We start from the raw sequence: 19978 nt of genomic DNA, 5'->3' as shown, positions 1-19978 counted from the left end.
GGTTAAAGGTCGAGCAGCGCGGTCGCGGGTGACTCGACCAGGTCCCTCAGCTCGGTGACGAACCGGGCCGCCTGAGCGCCGTCGGCGACGCGGTGGTCGAACACGCACGTCAGGGTCATCGTCGGGCGCACCAAGACCTGATCACCGATGGCGACCGGGCGCGGCTTGATCGACCCCATCCCCAGGATGGCCGCTTCCGGATGGTTGATCACCGGCACGCCGTCGTCGGCGCCCAGTGCCCCGAAGTTCGAAACGGTGAAGGTGGAGCCACGCAACTCCCCCGGCGCGAGCGTGCCTTCCCGCGCGCCGGCGATCAATTCGCCCGCCCGAGTGGCCAATTCACGGGTGGTCATGTTGTGCGCGTCGGTGATCACGGGGACCAGGAGCCCGCGCGTGGTGGCCACTCCGAATCCCAGGTGCACTCGATGATCGACGCGGATCTGCGGGCCCTCGGGCGAGTCGACCCACGTCGAGTTGAGTATTTCGTTGTGACGCAGCGCAATTACCAGCATTCGCATTGTCAGGACGAACGGCGTGATCCTCTGCTTTGCCGACGCCAGGTCGGACAGGCTCAACAACTCGGTGCAGTCAACCGCGACGCTGACTTTGGCGGCCGGGATCTCCCGGTGCGACGCCGTCATCTTGTCGGCCATCCGGGCGTGCACGCCGCGGACCGGTCGAACGTCGGCCCCGTTCTGGTCAGCCGCCGCCAGCACGTCCGCACGGGTGATGATGGCGTCGGGATCGCGCTGCAGCGAGCGCAGGTCGACCATCAGCTCCTTGGCCAATTTGCGGGTGGGCGGGGCGGCGCGCGGTCGGCCGCTCCGCCGGCTGACGTCGATGCCGGCGTCCGCGCCGTAGCCGACCAACGTGGGTACCTGCCCGGAGGCCGCCGGGGTGTCGCCGTTGAGCGGTGCGGTGTCGATGCGGACCAGCACCGCGCCCACCGGGAGCACATCGCCTTCGCCGCCGTGGGTTTCGACGATGCGCCCCGCGTACGGGCTGGGCAGTTCCACCTCCGCCTTGGCGGTCTCGACGGAGCACAGCACCTGGTTGAGCTCGACGTCGTCGCCCGCGGCGACGTTCCAGTGCGTCACCTTCACTTCCTGTAATCCCTCACCGAGGTCGGGAACCCGGAACGACTTGACCCGCTCGTCGGCGCTCATGGCTGCCCCAACGCGCGCTCGACGCAGTCCAGCAGCCGATCGGGCCCCGGTAACCACAATCGCTCGAGCCGCGCCGGCGGGTATGGAGTGTCAAAGCCGCAGGCGCGCAATACCGGCGCCTCCAGTTCGTAGAACATCTCCTCTTGGATCCGGGCGGCCAACCCGGCGCCGTATCCCAGGCTGCGCGGCCCCTCGTGCATCACCACACAGCGTCCGGTCCGGTGAATCGACGCCGCCACCGTATCGAAGTCCAGCGGAACCAGTGACCTGAGGTCGATGACCTCCAGCTCCCAACCACGTTGCCGCTGGGCCTCTTCCGCGGCGCCGACCGCGGTGCTGACCAAGCTGCCGTAGGTCACGACGGTGACGTCGGAGCCCGGCCGACGCACCGCCGCCCGTCCGATCGGTGGTTCGGGCCGCCCGGTGTCGACGGTGCCACGGACCTGATAGCGGCGCTTCGGCTCGAGATACATCACCGGGTCGGGACACGAGATCGCATGGCGAAGCAGCCAGTAGGCGTCGGCCGGGTTGGAGGGGACCACCACCTTCAGCCCCGCGGTATGCGCCCAATACGATTCGGTGGAGTCCGAATGGTGTTCGGCGGCACCGATTCCGCCGAAGGACGGGATCCGCACCGTCACCGGCATGTTGATCTCGCCGCGGGTGCGGGTGCGGTACTTCGCCAGATGACTGACCACCTGATCAAAGGCCGGGTAGGAAAAGCCGTCGAACTGAATTTCCGGCACCGGCACGAAACCGCGGAGCGCCAGTCCCACCGCAATCCCGATGATGGCGGATTCTGCCAGTGGCGTGTCGAAACAGCGCTGCTCGCCGAACGTTTGGGCCAGCCCTTCGGTGACCCGGAACACCCCGCCCTCGACCGAGACGTCTTCGCCGAACACCAGCACCCGGCCGTCGGCGGCCATCGCGTCATGCAGCGCACGGTTGAGCGCCTGCACCATGGTCAGGGTCTGTGCGCCGACGTTCTCCGTTGCGGCGGTTCGGGTGTCGTCGGGACTCGCCGGGCGATCAGCAAGCTGAGTCACTGGGGCCCCCATCGCTTCGGTCGAGTTCGGCCCGCAGCGCTTGGCGTTGGGCGTGCAACCCGGGCGTGATCTCGGCGTATACCGTGGTAAACACCTCGTCGATGTCGAAATCGGCTGCGCCGAACACGGCATCGCGCAGTTCGGCGCGCATCCGCTTGGAGCGGGCGGCGACGCGGTCCTCCAGGCGGTTCGACCACAGGCCCTGGTTCTGGAGGTAGGTGCGGTAGCGCGGGATCGGGTCGAGCGCCGACCAGCGGTCCACCTCCTCCTGGGTCCGGTAGCGGCTGGGATCATCCGACGTGGTGTGCGGTCCGAGCCGGTAAGTGACCGCCTCGATCAGGGTCGGGCCGCCGCCGGCCCGCGCGCGGGCGGCGGCCTCGGCCATCACCGCGTAGCAGGCCAGCACGTCATTGCCGTCCACCCGGATTCCGGGCATGCCGTACCCGATTGCCTTGTGCGCGATGGATGGTGCCGCGGTCTGTTTGTGGATCGGCACCGAGATCGCCCATTGGTTGTTCTGCACGAAGAACACGCAGGGTGTGGCGAACACGGCCGCGAAGTTCAGTGCCTCATGTACGTCGCCCACGCTGGTAGCGCCGTCGCCGAGGAAGGCCACCGTCACCGAATCCTCGCCGAGGCGTTGCGCGGCCATAGCCGCCCCGACGGCGTGCAGGGTCTGGGTGCCGATCGGAATTGAGGTCGGGGCGCAGCACTTCTTGGTGAATTCCAGTCCGCCATGCCAGGTTCCGCGCCACACCGCGCCGACGTGGCCGGGCGGGATGCCACGCACGAGATAGACGCCGAGTTCCCGGTATTGCGGGAACAGCCAGTCCGTTTTGCGTAGGCAGGCCGCCGCGCCCACCTGGGCGGCCTCCTGGCCGCGGCACGACGCGAACAACGCCAACTCTCCCTGGCGCTTCAGGTTGACGAACTCGGTGTCCAGTTCGCGGGTGACCACCATCATTTCGTAGAGCCAGCACAGTGTCTCCGCGGGAAGGTCACGGACATAGCGGCGTTCGGGCGTGGGAGTCCCATCCGCGGCGACGAGTTGCACCGGCTCGAGGTCGACGCTCATCGGCAGTTGAGGCACCGTCGCCATACCGTCTCCCTACCTCGGTGCCGCAGGATCACAGCCTCAGCCGGGACCTAGCGCGAGCCGAAGTCGATCGCCAGCTACACGAAAGGCTCCGCTCGCCGCGACACTGGCGTACTCACCATTATGCGCTCGAAAGAGAACAGACCGCGGTGATCGCGCACGTGTCGCGCCGAGCGGCGCAACGGGTCGAACGGAAGCCGGCCGGTGCTTGCGACCAATGTAAGACTGCGATTTCGACAGCGCGGGTGATGCCGCTTTCGGGAAGTTTCACGCGGTGGCGGACTGCTCCGCCCGGCGCACCAGCATCTCCGCATGCTTGAGCACCGGCGAGTCCACCATCTGTCCCTCGAACGCGAAGACGCCGCGCTCGGACCGCGCCGCCTCCAATACCCTTCGCGCCCAGTCGACTTTCTCGGCGCTGGGGCGGTAGGCGTCGCGCACGACCGGGACCTGGGTCGGGTGGATGCAGACCGTCCCGTGGAAACCCACCGCGACGGCGTCGTCGGCTTCCGCCCGTAATCCGTCGATGTCGCGGATGTTCAAATGCACCGCGTCGAGCGCGACCCGGCCGAAGGTGGACGCCGCGAGCAGGACCGTGGACCGGACGTGGCGGGCGAAGTCGCGGTAGGTGCCGTCGGCCAAGCGGCTGGAGCTGCCGCCGAGCGCGGCAACCAGATCCTCGGCGCCCCACATCAGCGCGACGGTCCCCTCCGCGGCCGCTATCTCGGTGCTGAACACCGCGCCGCGCGGAGTCTCGATCAGCGCGATGACGTCACGTGGCGCCAGCGCGGAGACCTGGGCGGCCGATTCCGTCTTGGAGAGCATCACCGCCGTGTAGGGGGTCTCGGCCAGCGCTTCCAGGTCGCGGCCGTGCTCTTCGGTGCCGGCCGCGTTGACCCGCACCACGGTGCGCTCGGGATTCAGCGGGGTCGCCTGCAGCGCCTTGCGCGCGGCGGGTTTGTCCGCCTCGGCCACGCCGTCCTCGAGGTCGAGGATCACCACGTCGGCCGCGGCGGCGGCCTTCGCGAACCGCTCGGGGCGGTCCGCAGGGCAGAACAGCCAGGCCGGGCCGGCGGCTTGCAGGTTCACGCGGGCTCCTCGTCGCTGGGGCGTTTCTGGACCAGAGTTGTGCGGACGGCCCGTGCCACTACGTCGCCGTGCTGGTTGCGCCCGGTGTGCTCGAGGGTGACGATCCCTTCGCCGGGCCGGCTCTTCGACTCGCGCTTAGCGGTGCACACGGTCTCCGCGTAGAGCGTGTCCCCGTGGAAGACCGGCTTGGGGAACGAGACCTCGGAGAATCCGAGGTTGGCCACGATAGTGCCCAGCGTCAGCTGCGAGACGGACAACCCCACGAGGGTGGACAGGGTGAACATCGAATTCACCAGCCGCTCGCCCCGAAAGCCGGGCTGCTCGGCGGCCCACGCCGCATCCAGGTGCAGCGACTGGGTGTTCATGGTCAGCGTGGTGAACAAGACGTTGTCGGCCTCGGTGATGGTACGGCCGGGCCGGTGTAGGTACGTTGTGCCGATCTCAAATTCCTCGAACCACAGGCCGCGCTGGATGATTGATTTGCCTTCGGTCATGGGCGCCACTCCTCGATCCCGGCTACGCCGGCATCATCGTCACCAGCGCGGCTCACGACAGCCCCAGCGATCGCGCGATGAGCATCAGCTGCACCTCCGTGGTCCCCTCACCGATTTCGAGGATCTTGCTGTCGCGATAGTGACGCGCCACGGGATACTCGTTCATGAAGCCATACCCGCCGTGGATCTGGGTGGCGTCACGCGCGTTGTCCATGGCCGCTTCCGACGAGATCATCTTCGCGATGGCCGCCTCCTTCTTGAATGGCTTGCCGGCCAACATCTTTGCGGCCGCGTCGTAATACGCCGTGCGGGCGACGTGAGCGCGTGCCTCCATCCGCGCGATCTTGAAGCTGATCGCCTGGTAGGACCCGATCGGCTGGCCGAACGACTGGCGTTCCTTGGCGTACTTGACGCTCTCGTCGACACAGCCCTGGGCGGCACCGGTCGCCAGCGCGGCGATCGCGATGCGGCCCTCGTCCAGGATGGACAGGAAGTTTGCGTAGCCGGTGCCGCGGGGGCCCAGCAGGTTCTCCTCCGGCACGCGGGCGTCGGCGAAGCTCAACGGGTGGGTGTCCGAGGCGTTCCAGCCGACCTTGCTGTAGACCGGTTCGACGGTGAATCCCGCTGTGCCGCTGGGCACGACGATCGTCGAGATTTCCTTCTTCCCGTCCGCGACGGTGCCGGTGACCGCGGTGACGGTGACCAGCTTCGTGATGTCGGTACCGGAGTTGGTGATGAACTGCTTGCTGCCGTTGATCACCCACTCGCCGCCGTCGAGCCGGGCCGTGGTCCGGGTGGCGCCCGCATCGGAGCCGGCGCCCGGCTCGGTCAGCCCGAAGGCGGCCAGCGCCCGGCCGGCCGTCAGGTCCGGCAGCCAGTTGGCTTTCTGTTCCTCGGAGCCGAAGCGGTAGATCGGCATTGCGCCCAGGCTGACGCCGGCCTCCAGCGTGATCGCCACCGACTGGTCGACCTTGCCGAGTTCCTCGAGTGCCAGCGACAGCGCGAAGTAGTCACCGCCCATACCGCCGTACTCTTCCGGGAACGGCAGGCCGAACAAACCCATCTCGCCCATCTTGGCGACGACCTCGTACGGGAAGCTGTGCTCTTCATCGTGTTTGGCCGATACGGGGGCGACCACGGTGCGCGCGAACTCGGCCACCGTGCCACGAAGATCTTGGTATTCCTTGGGCAGAGTTCCCGCGGTGATCGATGTAGTCATGTTTCGTCCTTACTCGAATCGGCTGCTGCTTCGGGCTCTTCGGGAACCAGCCGGGCCAGCACCTGGTCAACGGTGACCTGATCGCCGACGGACACCAAGAGCTCCACTCGTCCCGAAACCGGCGCGGAGAGCGAGTGTTCCATCTTCATGGCCTCCACGACCACCACCACGTCGCCCTCGGCTACGTCGGCGCCCGAAGCGGCCTGGACCGCGATCACACTGCCGGGCATCGGGCTGAGGATCTCGGCCTGTTGCGTACCGGCCGCGCGGTGGATCTTGTGCTCCTCGGCTTCGCGCAGGTGCCACGCTCCCCGCTCGTCGGCAATCCAGAGGTGACGGTCCGCCTCCGCCCATCGGTATTCGCGGCGCACCCCGGCCAACGTGACGTCCAGCCTCGCACCGTCCACTTGCGCGCTCGCCGTGAAGATCTCACCCGCACCACCGACCTGCACCCGGGCGTCGCTCGGTGGTCCCCATACCGACACGGTCTCACTGCGCAGCGGCGTCTGCATTTCGGTGCGGACGGGGGCCGGCGCGCCTCCGACCCGCCATCCGGTCGGCGCCGCCCACGGGTTGCCCGCGGCACGACGGTCCAGCGCCCACTGGCGAAAGAGGCCGCCGGCGGCGAGTACGTCGTCGGGCGCCGGCAGCGGCGCGAAGTCCGCCACCCGCTCGTCCAGCAGCGCCGTGTCCAGGTCACCAGCTCGCACTCGCTCGTCGGCGAGCAGGAACCGGAGGAACTCGATGTTGGTCTGCACACCCAGGATTGCGGTCCGCGCCAGTGCCCCGTCGAGTCTCGCCAGCGCCTCGTCGCGGTCCTCCCCGTGGGCGATCACCTTGCTCAACATCGGGTCGTAGTCACTGCCGACCAGCGTGCCCGCCAGCAGCGACGAGTCCACCCGCACGCCGGCGCCCGAGGGTTCGGCAACGTGCAGGACCCGACCGCCGGTGGGGAGGAATCCCCGCGCGGGATCCTCGGCGTACACCCGGGCCTCGATCGCGTGGCCCCGCAGTTCGATGTCGTCCTGCGCAAACCCCAGCTTCTCGCCCGCGGCCACCCGGAGTTGCCACTCCACCAGATCCAGGCCGGTAACCGCCTCGGTGACCGGGTGCTCCACCTGGAGCCGGGTGTTCATCTCCATGAAGAAGAACTCGTCCGGCCGGTCGGCGGACACGATGAACTCCACCGTCCCCGCGCCGACGTAATCGACACTGCGGGCGGTGTTGCAGGCCGCCGCCCCGATGCGGGCGCGGGTCTCCGGGTCGAGCAACGGCGAGGGCGCCTCCTCGATCACCTTCTGGTGGCGCCGTTGCAGGCTGCACTCGCGCTCGCCGAGGTGCACCACATTGCCGTGGGTGTCGGCGAGCACCTGCACTTCGATATGCCTGGGGCGCAAGACGAATCGCTCGAGGAACAAGGTGTCGTCACCGAAGGACGACGCCGCCTCCCGCCGGGCGCCCCGCAGGGCATCGCGCAGCCGGCTCGGGTCGTCCACCAGCCGCATGCCCTTGCCGCCACCGCCCGCCGACGGCTTGATCAGCACTGGATATCCGACTTCTTCGGCGGCCGCGACCAATTCGTCGTCGCTCAGCCCGGGCTTGGCCACACCGGGGACCACCGGCACGTCGAAGGCGGCGACCGCGTTCTTGGCGGTGATCTTGTCGCCCATCACCTGGATCGCCCGTGCCGGCGGGCCGAGGAACACCACGCCGGCACGCTCGCAGGCGGCGGCGAATTCGGCGTTCTCCGAGAGGAATCCGTAGCCGGGATGGATCGCCTGAGCCCCGGTGCGTTCCGCCGCATCGAGCACCTTGCCGATGTCGAGGTAGCTCTCGCGGGCGGCGGCGGGACCCAGTCGGACGGCCGTGTCGGCCTCCAGGACATGACGGGCGTTCGCGTCGGGGTCGCTGTACACCGCCACGGACCGGATACCCAGCCGGCGCAGGGTCCGCATCACCCGGACCGCGATCTCGCCGCGGTTGGCCACCAATACGGTTTCAAACATCGTCATCACATCCGGAAGACGCCGTAGGAGACCGGCTCCAACGGGGCGTGGGCGCATACCGAAAGCGCAAGCCCAACAACCGTTCTGGTGTCAGCGGGGTCGATGATGCCGTCGTCCCAGAGGCGCGCGGTCGAATAGTACGGGTTGCCCTGGTCCTCGTATTGTGCACGGATGGGCGCTTTGAACGCTTCTTCCTCGTCCGGCGGCCACGGTTTGCCCGAAGCCGCGAGTTGCTCACCGCGCACCGTGGCCAGCACCGAGGCGGCCTGCTCGCCACCCATGACCGAGATGCGCGCATTGGGCCACATCCACAGGAAGCGCGGGGAGTACGCCCGTCCGCACATCGAATAGTTGCCCGCCCCATACGATCCGCCGATCACGACGGTCAGCTTGGGCACCCGTGCACAGGCCACCGCGGTCACCATCTTGGCGCCGTGCTTGGCGATGCCGCCTGCCTCGTAGTCGCGGCCGACCATGAACCCGGCGATGTTCTGCAGAAACAGCAGCGGGATCTTGCGCTTGTCGCACAGCTCGATGAAATGGGCTCCCTTCAAAGCGGATTCGCTGAACAGCACGCCGTTGTTGGCGACGATGCCGACGGGATGCCCGTGAATGCGCGCGAAGGCGGTCACCAGTGTCTTGCCGTAGTTGGCCTTGAATTCGCTGAATTCGCTGCCGTCGACCAGCCGCAGGATGACCTCGTGCACGTCGTACGGCACGCGCGGATCCGGCGGCACGACGTCGTAGAGCCCGGTTTGTGTGTGCTTGGGCTCGACCGACGGCAGCACGTCCCATTGGCTGGGCTCGCGCGGACCGAACGTGGCCACGATTGCGCGCACGATCCGCAGCGCGTGCTCGTCGTCGTCGGCAAGGTGGTCGGTGACCCCGGAGACCCGCGAGTGCAGGTCGCCGCCGCCGAGGTCTTCGGCCGAGACGATCTCGCCGGTCGCAGCCTTCACCAGCGGCGGGCCGCCGAGAAAGATGGTCCCCTGTTCGCGGACGATCACGGCCTCGTCGCTCATGGCCGGCACATAGGCGCCGCCCGCCGTGCACGATCCGAGGACGGCGGCGACCTGTGGGATTTCTTTGGCGCTCATGGTCGCCTGGTTGTAAAAGATCCGGCCGAAGTGCTCGCGGTCGGGAAACACCTCGTCCTGGCGCGGCAGGAACGCGCCGCCGGAGTCCACCAGGTAGATGCAGGGCAAGCGATTCTGCAGCGCGACTTCCTGTGCGCGCAGGTGCTTTTTGACCGTCATCGGGTAGTAGGTGCCGCCCTTGACCGTGGCGTCGTTGGCGACGATCACACACTCGCGCCCCGACACCCGGCCGATCCCGGTGATGATCCCGGCGCCCGGAGACTCGTCGTCGTACATGCCGTTGGCGGCGAGTGGGGCGAGCTCCAAGAACGGGCTGCCCGGATCCAGCAGTCGATCCACCCGTTCGCGCGGCAGCAGCTTGCCGCGGCTGACGTGGCGCTCCCGCGCGCGCTCATTGCCGCCCAGTGCGGCGGCCGCCAGCCTGGCGTTCAACTCACCGACCAGCCGGCGGTGCTCATCGGCGAACGATGGCGCGGTCATCACGGATGAACTCACGAATGCCTCCCGGTTGTCGCCGGCACAAGCGGCGGTTCGGTCTTGTCGATCACCTCGTCGGTCGAGACGCCCGGCGCCGTCTCGACCAGGTGCAAACCGTCGTCACGGACATCGATGACGGCCAGGTCGGTGATGATACGGTCGACACAGCCCACCCCCGTCAGCGGAAGCGCGCACCGCTCAACGATTTTCGGACTGCCGTCGCGCGCGGTGTGCTCCATCATCGCGATCACCTTGCGGGCGCCGTGGACCAGGTCCATCGCACCGCCCATGCCCTTGACCATCTTCCCGGGGATCATCCAGTTGGCGAGATCACCGGTGGCCGAAACCTGCATCGCCCCAAGCACGGCGACGTCCAGGTGTCCACCGCGAATGATCCCGAACGAGGTGGAAGAACCGAAGAAGGCCGCGCCCGGCAACGTGGTGACCGTCTCCTTGCCTGCGTTGATCAGGTCCGCGTCGACGTCCTGGGGACGGGGATAGGGTCCCACCCCCAAGATGCCGTTCTCCGAATGCACGACCACGGTGACGCCGGCAGGGATGTGGTTGGGGACCAGGGTGGGCATCCCAATGCCGAGGTTGACGTATTGGCCGTCCTCCAATTCGGCGGCCACCCGCGCGGCCAAACCCTCTCGACTCCAAGGCATCAGCCCCGCACCGTCACCTTCTCGATCGGCTTCGTCGGGTCGGGCACGTGCACGATCCGCTGCACGAAGACGCCGGGGGTGTGCACCGCCGCGGGGTCGATCTCTCCAGGCTCGACGAGGTGTTCCACCTCGGCGATGGTGATCGTCCCGGCCTGCGCGCAGTCCGGGTTGAAGTTGGCCGCGGATTCGCGGTAGACCAGGTTGCCGTGCCGGTCGCCCTTCCAGGCGTGCACCAGCGCGAAGTCGGTGCGGATCGCCCGCTCCAGAACGTAGGTGACACCGTCGAACTCGCGGGTCTCTTTCGGCGGCGACGTCACCGCCACCGCACCGGAGGCGTCATAGCGCCACGGCAATCCGCCGTCGGCAACCGGTGTTCCGACCCCCGCCGCGGTATAGAAGGCCGGGATTCCCATCCCGCCCGCGCGCAGCCGCTCCGCCAAAGTGCCCTGCGGGGTGAGCTCCACCTCGAGTTCACCGGCGAGGAACTGGCGGGCGAACTCCTTGTTGTCACCGACGTAGGAGGCGACGGCCCGGCGGATCCGCTTGTGCACCAACAGGTGCACCAACCCGACACCGTTCCCGCCGCAGTTGTTGGACACCGTCTCCAAGTCACGCACCCCGGCGTCCACCAGCGCGGCGATCAAATCCTCGGGGATGCCGCAGAACCCGAAGCCCCCGACCGCCAGGGACGACCCGTCGGTTATGTCGGCAACCGCCTCAGCGGCCGTCGCCACCACCTTGTCCATCGCCGCAGCAGCCTCCTTGCCGTCGGGCGGGGCGTTTTGAGTTAATCTTCATTAACTCACGGCGACAATACCATCGTCGATCCCGCTGGTCCAGCGACGACGGCACCGGCGGCCGCCGTCCGTTACCGCAGGTTAATCGCGAATAACTCGTGCTAAGTTAGTGGCGATTAACCAAACTGGACGGGGGTTCGTCATGACAACGTCCACCTCCGACGGCCAATCCGGCCCCCCAGATACCCCAAATCGGCGCAGCCAGTTGAAATCCGACCGGCGCCTGCAGCTGCTGTCGGCCGCCGAACGACTGTTCGCCGAACGCGGCTTTCTCGCCGTGCGGCTGGAAGACATCGGCGCCGCCGCCGGCGTCAGCGGCCCGGCGATCTACCGGCACTTTCCCAACAAGGAGTCGCTGCTGGTCGAGTTGCTGGTGGGCATCAGCGCCCGACTGCTCGCCGGCGCCCGCGACGTGCGGGCCCGCCACCCCGACGACCCGGCCGCGACGCTCGACGGTCTGATCGACTTTCACCTGGACTTCGTGCTGGGCGAACCGGACCTGATCCGCATCCAGGACCGCGACCTCGCGCACCTGCCCAAGGCAGCTGAGAAGCAGGTACGCAAGGCCCAGCGCCAATACGTTGAGGTCTGGGTCGGCGTGCTGCGCGAGCTCAATCCCGACCTCGCCGAGGCCGATGCGCGGCTGACCGCCCACGCGGTTTTCGGCTTGCTGAATTCGACGCCCCACAGCATGAAATCCCCCGACGCCTCACGGGGCAAGCCCGCCCGCTTCGCGCGTTCCCGCGCGGTGATGCGCGCGATGACGGTCGCGGCCCTTGCCGCCGGGAACGAGTGCCCGTGAGTCGGCGCCCATGAGGTGATTCGCCGTCCGAGCGCCCGGCGCAGGTACTCTTGCAAACTATGAGGTGGACATGAACGATTCACGTCCCACCGAACGGTTCACTGACTCTTTGCCGGGATCGGGCCAGCAGCGCGCCTGGTACCCGCCGCCCGTCGACCCGGCGTACGCCGATCAGGCGCGCTATGCGCCGGCCTATGGCGAGCAACCGCCGCCGTGGGCGCCCGGGATGAACGACACCAACACGACCAAGCAGCTGCCCGCGTACTGGCAGCAGGAGCTTCCTCCGTCGGGCCAGCTGCAGCAGCAAGGCTCGGCTCCCCCGCCGCCCGAAGGCCCGAAGCCTCCACCGCGGTGGCTATGGGTCGTCGCCGGTGCGGCCGTGCTGCTGGTGGTCGCGTTGGTCATCGCTCTGGTGCTGGTGAACAACGCGATCAAGACCCAGACCGCCGTCCCGCCCCTGCCCGCCATGCCTGAGACGACTCCCCCGATGCCGAGCCCGTCGACACGCACGTCAACGCCGCGCCTCCCGGCCCCGGTGCCCCCCACCGGCGGACTGCCGACACCCACCGAGTCGACCGGCCCGGCCGCGATGCAGGACATCGTCTACAGCGTGGCCGGCGAGGGTCGCGCGATCAGCATCATGTACATCGACACCGGGGGCCTGATCCAAACCGAATTCAATGTCGAGCTGCCGTGGACCAAAGAGGTCAGCCTCGCCAAGTCGGCGGCGCATCCGGCCAACGTCACGATCGTCAACATCGGTCATAACGTCACCTGCTCGGTCACCGTCAACGGCGCTCAGATGAGCAAGCGTGTCGGCGTGGGCCTGACCATCTGCGACGCCCGGGGCTAAGCGCTTCAGGACGGTTCGGCCGCGAGGGCACCACGTGCCGGCACCCGGACGGCCAGCATGGCCAGCAGCCCCGCGATCAGCACCAGCGAGATGCCGCCCAAACCGGCGCGCACGGCGCCGAATACGTCCACGAAGACGGAGAACAACCACGGCGCGACGAAGGCCACCGCCCGCCCGGTCATGGTGTACAGGCCGAACGCGACGCCCTCCCTGCCGTGCTTCGCCATCTGCAGCAGCAGCGCACGCGAAGACGACTGCGACGGCCCGATGAACAGGCACAGCAGTAGCCCACAAATCCAAAAGGCCACCGAGCCGGACAGCAGCATCAGGGTGAGCCCCAGGACGACGATCGCGGCCAGCGACGCCACGATGACGGGTTTCGACCCGACGCGGTGATCGACGAATCCACCCAGCACCGCGCCCACCGCCGCCACCACGCTGGCCACCACACCGAAGATCAGCACGTCGCCCTGGGAGATGCCGTACACGTTGACGCCGAGCACGGCGCCGAAGGCGAAGATCGCCGCCAGCCCATCCCGGAAAAGCGCGCTGGCGAACAGGAAGTAGACCAGGTTGCGGTCGCGCCGCCACTCGGCGACGACCTCGGTAATGAGCTTGCGATAGCCGCCGAGCATGCTCGTCGGCTCGTGCACCTCGGTCGAGTCGGGAAGCCGGTGCGCGACCAACAGCAATGGCAGAGCAAAAATCGCCAGCCATGCCGCCGCCACCAGCATTGCCTCCCGGACGTAGAGGCCGTCGTGCAGAGGCGTCCGGAACAGCCCGCGCGTCGCATTTGGTCCGGAGCCTTTCCCGGAAATGAATCCGGTGTAGACCAGGAGCAGGAGCAGGACGCTGCCGACGTAACCGGCCGCCCAGCCCAACCCGGAAATCCGGCCGGCGGTAAGCGGCGTCGAAAGTTGGCGCAGCATCGCGTTATACGGGACGCTGGCCAGATCGCCGCACGCCGCGGTCGCACCCATCAGCACCAGCCCCGCCCATAGGTAGCCGGGGCGGTCATGGATGAAGAACATCCCGCATGTCAGCGCGACGGCCAGAGCCGTCAACACGCTCAGGGCCACCCGCCTGCGATGCGGGGACTCCACCCAGACGCCGACGGCCGGGGCGAGCAGCGCGACGGTCAAACCGGCAATTGCCGCCGCACGACCCAACCAGCTCGCCGGCGTGGTGCCGCCGGATAAGCCCACCCCCACACTGCTGGTCAGATACACGGAGAAGACGAAGGTCGCAACGATCGCGTTCAGGCCGGTGGAGCCGCAGTCCCAGAGCGCCCACGCCACCACCCGGGATGGTGTGGGCGTGAGCGAACCCGACGACGGCTGGCCCATGCCCGGCACTCTATGTGTTTCGCAGCCGACCCGCCGCGCCCGGCTGCGCCGCGCTCGCGATCGCTGCGATGTGTTTCGCAGCCGACCCGCCGCGCCCGGCTGCGCCGCGGCGCCTGTCTACGATTGGCTCATGCCGATCCCCGCGCCCAGCCCAGACGCGCGTGCCGTGGTGACCGGAGCTTCGCAGAACATCGGCGAAGCGCTGGCCACCGAACTGGCCGCGCGCGGACACAGCCTGATCGTCACCGCGCGACGCGAAGACCTGCTCAACGAGCTGGCCGCCCGCCTGAGCGACAAGTACCGCGTCGCGGTCGAGGTGCGGCCCGCCGACCTGGCCGACCCAGGGGAACGGGCGAAACTGTGCGACGAACTGGCCGCCCGACCCATCTCCATCCTGTGCGCCAACGCCGGAACCGCGACCTTCGGCCCGGTGGCGACGCTGGACCCGGCGACCGAAAAGGCCCAGCTGCAGCTGAATGTGCTGGGCGTGCACGACCTTACGTTGGCGGTGCTGCCCGGCATGGTCGAGCGCAAGGCCGGCGGCATTCTCATTTCCGGTTCGGCGGCAGGCAATTCGCCGATTCCCTACAACGCAACCTATGCGGCCACCAAGGCGTTCGCGAACACCTTCAGCGAATCGCTGCGCGGTGAACTGCGCCACTCGGGGGTGCACGTCACGCTGCTCGCACCGGGGCCCGTACGCACCGACCTTCCCGACGACGCCGAACGGTCGCTGGTCGAGCGGCTGGTGCCCGACTTCCTGTGGATCTCCACCGAACACACCGCCCAGGTGTCACTGGATGCGTTGGCGCGCAACAAGATGCGGGTCGTACCGGGCCTGACGTCCAAGGCGATGTCGGTGGCGAGCGGTTACGCTCCGCGCGCGATCGTCGCGCCGATCGTGGGCAGCTTCTACAAGAAGCTGGGCGGCAGCTAGCCTTACTTCCGCCGCCGACGGCCGTTGCCGAACTTGACTCTGATGAGTTCGCGGATCCCGGTGTTCACCGCACTTTGCACTTCCCGATCGTGCCACAGCCTCTCCAGCAAGCCGGGCCCTTTGGGCTCCGCCGGCTCCGGCATCGGCGGCACCGGCTCGTTCGCCGGCACTGGCGGGTACTCGGACTGGGCCTGCGGCGGCTGCGGCGCCGGCTGGGCTTGCGGGCCGGGCTGAGGCCGCGCCGGCGGCTGAACCGTCTGGCCGTACTTCGCCTGCAGTGGACTGTCTTTCGCCGCTTGCGCGATCTCTTTGTCGCCGATCGACGCCATCAGCGACCGAGGCACCCGCATCCGCGTCCACGCGACGGGTGTCGGCGCGCCCTTCTCCGACAGCACGGTGACGACGGCCTCACCGATTCCCAGCGACGTCAACGCCGACTCCAGGTCGTACACATCGGTTTTCGGGTAGGTGCGGACGGTCTTGCTGAGCGCCTTCTGATCGTCCGGGGTGAACGCCCGCAGCGCGTGCTGGATGCGCGCGCCCAGCTGGGAGAGCACGTCGTTGGGCACGTCGGTGGGTAGCTGGGTGCAGAAGAACACCCCCACACCCTTGGAGCGGATCAGCTTGACGGTCTGTTCGACCTGATCGAGGAAGGCCTTGGAGGCATCGGCGAACAACAGGTGGGCCTCGTCGAAGAAGAAGACCAGCTTGGGCTTGTCGACGTCACCGACCTCCGGCAGCACCGCGAACAGATCGGTCAGCAGCCACATCAGGAAGGTGGAGAAAATCACAGGGCGCAACGACTGACCGCTGAACTCCAGCAACGAAATGACGCCGCGGCCCTGCCCGTCGACGCGCAGCAGATCGTTGGGGTCAAGCTTCGGCTCGCCGAAGAACGTGTCCCCGCCCTCGCCGCCGAGGTTCACCAGTGCCCGCAGGATGACGCCCGCCGTGGTCGACGACACCCCGCCGAGGTCTTTCAGGTCGGTCTTTCCCTCGTCGCTGGCCAGGTGGCTGATGACGCCCCGCAGATCGTCCAGCGTCACCAGCGGACGATTGTTCTCCCTGGCCCAGTGAAAAATCAGTCCCAGCGTCGACTCTTGAGTGGCGTTGAGCCCCAACACTTTCGACAGCAGAACCGGACCGAAGCTGGCGACGGTCGCGCGCACCGGCACGCCCACCCCGCCAGTGCCCAGCGACAGGAACTCGACGGGGAACCCGGTCGCCACCCAGTCGTCGCCGGTGTCTTTGGCCCGGGCGGCCGTCTTGTCGTTGCCCTCACCCGGCTTGGCCAGGCCCGAGAGGTCGCCCTTGACGTCGGCCATCATCACCGCAACGCCCGCCGCGCTGAGTTGTTCGGCGATCAACTGCAGCGTCTTGGTTTTTCCGGTTCCGGTCGCGCCGGCCACCAGACCGTGCCGGTTGATCGTGGAGAGCGGGATGCGGATCTGTGCCGTCGGGTCGACAGCGCCGTCGACGACGACCGTGCCCAATTCGAGTGCCTGACCGTCGACGGCATAGCCGTCGGCGATCCGGCGTGCGGGTGTCTCCGCTGATTCGGTGCTCATCGTGCTGCGCCCCCCTGTTCTCCAGTGGTTCGGCATGCGGTCCGGCAACGCTCACACTACTTCTCCGGCGGAGTTGGGGGCGACGGACGACGTGAGCGCCACTTGGGCCTAATGTGAGCGCTGTGCGAGACGAGTTGGTGTGGATCGATTGCGAGATGACCGGGCTTGACCTCGGCTCGGACAAGTTGATCGAGATCGCGGCCCTGGTCACCGACGCCGATTTGAACATTCTGGGCGATGGCGTCGACGTGGTGATCCACGCCGACGACGCGGCGCTGTCCTCGATGATCGAGGTCGTCACCGAAATGCACTCGCGTTCAGGGTTGATCGATGAGGTACGGGCGTCCACCGTCGACCTGGCGACCGCCGAGGCCATGGTGCTCGATTACGTCGGCAAGCACGTCAAGCAACCCAAGACGGCGCCGCTGGCGGGCAATTCCATCGCCACCGACCGCGCGTTCATCGCGCGCGACATGCCCGCGCTGGACGCGTTCCTGCACTACCGGATGATCGACGTGAGCTCGATCAAGGAGCTCTGCCGACGCTGGTACCCGCGGATTTACTTCGGTCAGCCGGTCAAGGGGCTCGCTCACCGTGCGCTGGCCGACATTCACGAATCGATCCGCGAGCTGAAGTTCTACCGCCGGACGGCCTTCGTCGCCCCGCCGGGGCCGTCTACCAGCGAGATCGAGGCCGTGGTCGCCGATTTGGACGGCCAAACGGGCACACCGGGACCAATCGATTCGGCCCCCGAGCCACCGAGCGGTTAGTATCGAACGTCGCCGCTCGTTTCCCCGCTATCGGTGGATCGGCTCGCGGCCATGGTGGCTGTAGTTCAGTTGGTAGAGCACCAGGTTGTGATCCTGGGTGTCGCGGGTTCGAGTCCCGTCAGCCACCCCAATCGGTCGGAAGGCGTTGTCGCTTCCCGACCGCCTGGGCGTAACCGACCCAGCGAAACGCGATTCGCCGCGCTGAGGATCCCGGACGCCGGCGACGGTCCCAGGCGGTGCGCGTTCGTGATCGCACGTCAGGTGTTGGCGTTGCCCGCTTTCCACTGCGGCCAGGGCACGTTCCAGTCACCCAATCCCTCGGTGCCCGGCAGCGTCGGCCCCACGGTGTTGATGACTTCGACGATGTCGCCGCTCTTGCTGTGGTCGTAGAACCACTCCGCATTGCTGGGGCTCACGTTCAGGCACCCGTGGCTGGTGTTGGTGTGCCCTTGCGCGCCGACCGACCACGGCGCCGAGTGCACGAACACGCCGCTGTAGGACATCTGGGTGGCCCAGTCGACTTCGGTGCGATATCCGTTGGGCGAGTTGACCGGAACGCCGTACGTCGACGAATCCATGATGATGTGCTTGAACCGGCCGCCGATGATGTAGAACCCGTTGGCGGTCGGCGTGCTGTCCTTACCCATCGACGTCGGCATGGTCTTGACCACTTCGCCGTTGACGCGCACGGTCACCGTCTTGGTGGTGTCATCGGCCGTCGAAATGACCTCGTCGCCAATGGTGAAGTGGGTCTTGACGCTGTCCTCGCCGAACATCCCGTCACCCAGGTCGACCCCGTAGGTGTTGACCGCCACATCGACCGTCGTTCCCGACTTCCAGAAATGCTCTGGGCGCCAACGTACTTCACGATTGTTTAGCCAGTAGAACGCACCCTCCACGGGTGGGTTCGTGGTGATCGTGATGGCTTTCTGCGCCGCGGCGCGGTTGGCGATGTTTTCGTCGAAGCGGATCGCCACTGGCTCGCCCACGCCGACCACATCGCCGTCGCCCGGGTTGACGTACGGCATGGTCAGGTGGGCGGGCGAGCTGGTCTGGAAGGTCATCTGCCGATTCGCCGCGCCACCCATGCCGAGCGCTTTGGCGCTCAGCGTGTAGCGCCGGTTGTAGCCGAGCTGCTCGGTGGTCGACCAGCGCAGCCCGTCGGGGCTGAGTTGGCCGCTGATCGACCTGCCGTTCTCGTTGACCATAGTGACCGATGCGAGGACGCCGTCCGCGACGCTTACCGTCACCGGCGAATCGACGGTGACGCCGACGGCGCCGTCGGTCACCGAGGCGGTGAGCTTCGGGACGAGCAGATCAGCGAACGGAGTGCCCTTGTCGAAGATCACCTTCTGCGGTGCCGCGGTGTTGCCACCGCCGCAGGCAACGCCGAACACAGCAACCGAAGCGATCGCGGCAGCCAGCCACGACCGTCGTTTGCGCAAAGGCGTCATCGGGCGACCTTCCATGAAATTTGATGTAGTTGGTCACCGCTGACCAGAAACAGTGCATGAATTGTAATGGGTTTTTGGGCGCGCGCGTGCCGCCCTCGGGGTGTCCGCTATCCGGTGTCATGCGATCGTGACGAATCGCGCCGTCAGGCCATTTCAGGGGGCCGTCAGGCCGGCTGATCGACCGCGTCGTGGAGTTCTGCCTCGACGCGATCGCGGGTCGAGGCGGCTTCGACACGCGCGAGCTTGACGATGGCCGCCGCCATCACCAGGACGGCCGCCGCCAAGGCGATCATCCCGGCGCGGCCCGCGTCCAGCGTCTCGTCGAGCACAAGGACACCCAGCGCTGCCCCGACGACCGGCTGGGACACCTCGAGGGTGGGCATCGACGCGGTCAACGGGCCGGCCCGGAACGCCGACTGGCTCCAGGCCACACCGCCCACGATGACCAGGATCGCGGCGTAGAACTCGGGGGCCCGGATCAGTGCCCATCCGCCATCGCCGAGCCGGGCGACGACCTCCTTGGCGAGCACCGCAAAGATGCCCCACAGCGAACCGGAGACAAGGGCGAACAGGACCGCGGCCGCGGCACCGCCCCAGATGCGGCCGGCCACGACGCAGGCCACCAAGAGCGGCCCGAGCACGGCGGCCACCACGAGCCAGGTTCCAAGCGGCGCGGAAGCACGGCCCGCCTGCGGATTGCCGACAACGACGACCACGGTCACCGCGGCGGTAAGCAGGCCGGCCCACATCCACTCGGCCCCGGTCACCCTGCGGTGGAATAACCGCGCATTGATCGGCAGCGCGAACAGCAGCGAAAACATCAGCAGCGCCTGCACCAGCAACACCGAACCCTGGCCCAGCGCGGCCGCCTGCAACCCGACGCTCCCGGCGAGCAGCAGCGCGCCCCACCACCATCGCCGGTTGCGTAGCAGGCTGGCGAACAGTTCGACGTGGCCGACCGACCGGTCCTCGATGCAGTGCGCCGCACGTTGCTGCAGCACGTCGCCGACCGCGACGCACAGCGCGGAACTCAGCGCGAGCAGGGCGGCGATTTCCGTATTGGCCGTCATCGGCACTCCGTCCACGCCGGACGGGG

At 67.7% G+C, this 19978-nt stretch carries 18 protein-coding genes and 1 tRNA gene; 5 read left to right on the top strand and 14 right to left on the bottom strand.

The window, feature by feature from the left end; translation table 11 throughout:
* Positions 1 to 2: 2 nt before the first annotated feature.
* From A5697_RS04660 to A5697_RS04615, 10 genes are all read right to left on the bottom strand, one after another.
* On the bottom strand, positions 3 to 1166 hold the full coding sequence (locus tag A5697_RS04660; RefSeq protein WP_068008412.1) for a dihydrolipoamide acetyltransferase family protein: 1164 nt from the start codon (positions 1164 to 1166) through the stop codon (positions 3 to 5).
* Positions 1163 to 2212, bottom strand: a complete 1050-nt coding sequence (gene bkdB / locus A5697_RS04655) for a 3-methyl-2-oxobutanoate dehydrogenase subunit beta (protein WP_068008409.1) — start codon at positions 2210 to 2212, stop codon at positions 1163 to 1165. The genes A5697_RS04660 and bkdB overlap by 4 nt, the downstream gene beginning before the upstream one ends.
* Positions 2196 to 3311, bottom strand: a complete 1116-nt coding sequence (pdhA, locus tag A5697_RS04650; RefSeq protein ID WP_068008407.1) for a pyruvate dehydrogenase (acetyl-transferring) E1 component subunit alpha — start codon at positions 3309 to 3311, stop codon at positions 2196 to 2198. The genes bkdB and pdhA overlap by 17 nt, the downstream gene beginning before the upstream one ends.
* Before the next feature lie 264 nt (positions 3312 to 3575).
* Positions 3576 to 4397: a CoA ester lyase gene (locus tag A5697_RS04645; protein WP_068008405.1), complete on the bottom strand. Its 822-nt coding sequence runs from the start codon at positions 4395 to 4397 to the stop codon at positions 3576 to 3578.
* Positions 4394 to 4891: a MaoC family dehydratase gene (locus tag A5697_RS04640; protein ID WP_068008403.1), complete on the bottom strand. Its 498-nt coding sequence runs from the start codon at positions 4889 to 4891 to the stop codon at positions 4394 to 4396. The genes A5697_RS04645 and A5697_RS04640 overlap by 4 nt, the downstream gene beginning before the upstream one ends.
* Before the next feature lie 52 nt (positions 4892 to 4943).
* Positions 4944 to 6110: an acyl-CoA dehydrogenase family protein gene (locus tag A5697_RS04635; protein ID WP_068008401.1), complete on the bottom strand. Its 1167-nt coding sequence runs from the start codon at positions 6108 to 6110 to the stop codon at positions 4944 to 4946.
* Positions 6107 to 8116: an acetyl/propionyl/methylcrotonyl-CoA carboxylase subunit alpha gene (locus A5697_RS04630; protein WP_068008476.1), complete on the bottom strand. Its 2010-nt coding sequence runs from the start codon at positions 8114 to 8116 to the stop codon at positions 6107 to 6109. The genes A5697_RS04635 and A5697_RS04630 overlap by 4 nt, the downstream gene beginning before the upstream one ends.
* Positions 8117 to 8121: 5 nt before the next feature.
* Positions 8122 to 9693: a carboxyl transferase domain-containing protein gene (locus A5697_RS04625; protein WP_067947053.1), complete on the bottom strand. Its 1572-nt coding sequence runs from the start codon at positions 9691 to 9693 to the stop codon at positions 8122 to 8124.
* Between the two features lie 11 nt (positions 9694 to 9704).
* On the bottom strand, positions 9705 to 10355 hold the full coding sequence (locus A5697_RS04620; protein WP_067947055.1) for a 3-oxoacid CoA-transferase subunit B: 651 nt from the start codon (positions 10353 to 10355) through the stop codon (positions 9705 to 9707).
* Positions 10355 to 11101, bottom strand: a complete 747-nt coding sequence (locus A5697_RS04615; protein WP_068008398.1) for a CoA transferase subunit A — start codon at positions 11099 to 11101, stop codon at positions 10355 to 10357. Before A5697_RS04615 ends, A5697_RS04620 begins: the two co-directional genes overlap by 1 nt.
* Positions 11102 to 11294: 193 nt before the next feature.
* On the opposite strand from A5697_RS04615, the gene A5697_RS04610 reads away from it, so the two are divergent.
* Together A5697_RS04610 and A5697_RS04605 are read left to right on the top strand one after the other, a co-directional pair.
* Positions 11295 to 11954 (top strand): TetR/AcrR family transcriptional regulator, encoded by a 660-nt coding sequence (locus tag A5697_RS04610; RefSeq protein WP_082953238.1) that lies wholly within the window; start codon positions 11295 to 11297, stop codon positions 11952 to 11954.
* Between the two features lie 64 nt (positions 11955 to 12018).
* Positions 12019 to 12807, top strand: coding sequence for an MmpS family transport accessory protein (locus tag A5697_RS04605; RefSeq protein ID WP_082953237.1), 789 nt, complete (start codon positions 12019 to 12021; stop codon positions 12805 to 12807).
* A 5-nt stretch (positions 12808 to 12812) separates the two neighbouring features.
* Here the strand turns inward: A5697_RS04605 and A5697_RS04600 are convergent, their stop codons facing one another.
* Positions 12813 to 14153, bottom strand: a complete 1341-nt coding sequence (locus tag A5697_RS04600) for an MFS transporter (RefSeq protein ID WP_067947061.1) — start codon at positions 14151 to 14153, stop codon at positions 12813 to 12815.
* 130 nt (positions 14154 to 14283) lie between these two features.
* Here A5697_RS04600 and cmrA point away from each other — a divergent pair, with 130 nt between their 5' ends.
* On the top strand, positions 14284 to 15090 hold the full coding sequence (cmrA, locus tag A5697_RS04595; protein WP_067947064.1) for a mycolate reductase: 807 nt from the start codon (positions 14284 to 14286) through the stop codon (positions 15088 to 15090).
* Between the two features lie 2 nt (positions 15091 to 15092).
* Here cmrA and A5697_RS04590 read toward each other — a convergent pair whose 3' ends face one another.
* A complete protein-coding gene (locus tag A5697_RS04590; RefSeq protein ID WP_067947067.1) occupies positions 15093 to 16658 on the bottom strand; it encodes a helicase HerA-like domain-containing protein in 1566 nt (521 codons plus the stop codon).
* Between the two features lie 122 nt (positions 16659 to 16780).
* On the opposite strand from A5697_RS04590, the gene orn reads away from it, so the two are divergent.
* Both orn and A5697_RS04580 read left to right on the top strand, forming a co-directional pair.
* Entirely contained in the window at positions 16781 to 17428 is a 648-nt protein-coding gene (gene orn, locus A5697_RS04585) for an oligoribonuclease (RefSeq protein WP_067947069.1), read from the top strand.
* A 54-nt stretch (positions 17429 to 17482) separates the two neighbouring features.
* Positions 17483 to 17558: transfer RNA gene (locus tag A5697_RS04580), tRNA-His, on the top strand.
* 127 nt (positions 17559 to 17685) lie between these two features.
* On the opposite strand, the gene A5697_RS04575 is transcribed toward A5697_RS04580, so the two are convergent.
* Both A5697_RS04575 and A5697_RS04570 read right to left on the bottom strand, forming a co-directional pair.
* Positions 17686 to 18897, bottom strand: coding sequence for an Ig-like domain-containing protein (locus A5697_RS04575; protein WP_067947071.1), 1212 nt, complete (start codon positions 18895 to 18897; stop codon positions 17686 to 17688).
* A 149-nt stretch (positions 18898 to 19046) separates the two neighbouring features.
* A complete protein-coding gene (locus A5697_RS04570; protein WP_068008395.1) occupies positions 19047 to 19952 on the bottom strand; it encodes a DMT family transporter in 906 nt (301 codons plus the stop codon).
* Positions 19953 to 19978: the final 26 nt, after the last annotated feature.

Origin of the sequence: Mycobacterium sp. E3251 (assembly GCF_001666835.1) — a bacterium.
GTDB lineage: Bacteria > Actinomycetota > Actinomycetes > Mycobacteriales > Mycobacteriaceae > Mycobacterium.
This window is presented reverse-complemented; position numbering and strand designations above follow the sequence as displayed.